Genomic DNA, 1,320 nt, shown 5'->3' with positions numbered 1-1,320 from the left:
TCAAAGAATACTGGGATAACCGTAAAACAAAACAGGGCCAACAAATCTTTGCTAAAGGTTCTCAATCTTATCTCCTTGTCTTCCTTGTCTTGTCACCAGGGCAAACGCATCTTATTTTGCCGTTCCCTATATGTAGTGTTTATTTTATTTTATAGACACTATATGTTGAAAGTCTATTGTCAACAAGCGCAATAAAACCCGGTTTATTGATAATTACCCCTAGTTTATTGACGAGATGCGTTTGCCCTGGTCTTGTCACAACCAGGATGACAAGTTCTTCATCCAAGGATATAAAGGCTTTGTGTGGTTAGTAAAAACCTCTCTGAGCCTACGAATATTTGGTTTGTAACCATCTTGATAAGCAGCATTCCATAAACTTAAACCCCAGTTATAACACCATCTTGAATAACCTGCGTGTTGAGCTAAGAGGGTTTTCTGCTGATTATTTAGTTTGAGCTTTGTACGAATTGACTTGTACATATTTTTAGCTCTTTTTTGAGTTGACGACTGTATTTTCAATGGCCAGAGATAACTATCGTATTATACTGCTTTATAACGTTAGTTGTCAACTAAGTCAAAGCTCTCCCCCCTCTCCCCACACTCTTCTATTTAGCTGTCACCAACTCCAATGGCAACCGTTGAAATGAAAGTCGCTCATTTTCAACATCCACAAAAATAGTGTCACCATCATTAAATTCACTACGCAAAATACCCTTAGCAATTTGCGTTTCTAACTCTCGCTGAATTGCCCGCTTTAATGGACGAGCACCATATACAGGGTCATAGCCAACTTCTGCTAAAAAGTCAACAGCAGCATCAGCAAGCTTCAGTGAAATTTTTCGTTCAGCTAACCGTTTCTCTAGACGCACAATTTGTAATTGCACAATTTTCCGCAGCTGCTCTTTCTGCAACCCTTGAAAAATAATAGTTTCATCAATACGGTTGAGAAACTCTGGACGGAAAGCAGCACGCAACGCTTCCATGACTCGACTCTGTACTTGCTCATGATCGTCAGTGACATCTAAAATATACTGAGAACCAATATTACTCGTCATAATAATTACGCTATTCTTAAAGTCAACTGTGTGACCTTGAGAATCAGTCACTCGCCCATCATCTAATATTTGCAGCATAATATTAAACACATCTGGGTGTGCCTTTTCAATTTCATCAAACAAAATAACTGTATATGGACGACGACGAATAACTTCAGTTAATTGACCCCCTTCATCATAGCCAACATATCCAGGAGGTGCCCCTATTAAACGAGAAACAGAATGTTTTTCCATATACTCAGACATATCAATGCGTACCATCGCA

Annotated in this window: 2 protein-coding genes; both read right to left on the bottom strand. The window is 38.9% G+C overall.

The features are described from left to right. Positions 1–255 precede the first annotated feature (255 nt). The gene (locus F6K13_RS33570) at positions 256–480 is read right to left on the bottom strand and encodes a helix-turn-helix domain-containing protein (protein ID WP_124145711.1); all 225 of its coding nucleotides are present in this window, start codon (positions 478–480) and stop codon (positions 256–258) included. A gap of 125 nt (positions 481–605) precedes the next feature. Then, positions 606–1,320: AAA family ATPase (locus F6K13_RS33565; protein ID WP_287289992.1), on the bottom strand; the 715-nt coding region annotated here is incomplete at its 5' end.

The sequence above is a fragment of the Okeania sp. SIO2B9 genome, assembly GCF_010672505.1.
In the GTDB taxonomy this organism is placed as follows: domain Bacteria; phylum Cyanobacteriota; class Cyanobacteriia; order Cyanobacteriales; family Microcoleaceae; genus Okeania; species Okeania hirsuta.
Note: the sequence above shows the minus strand (reverse complement) of the source record. Positions and strands in the feature narration are given on the sequence as shown.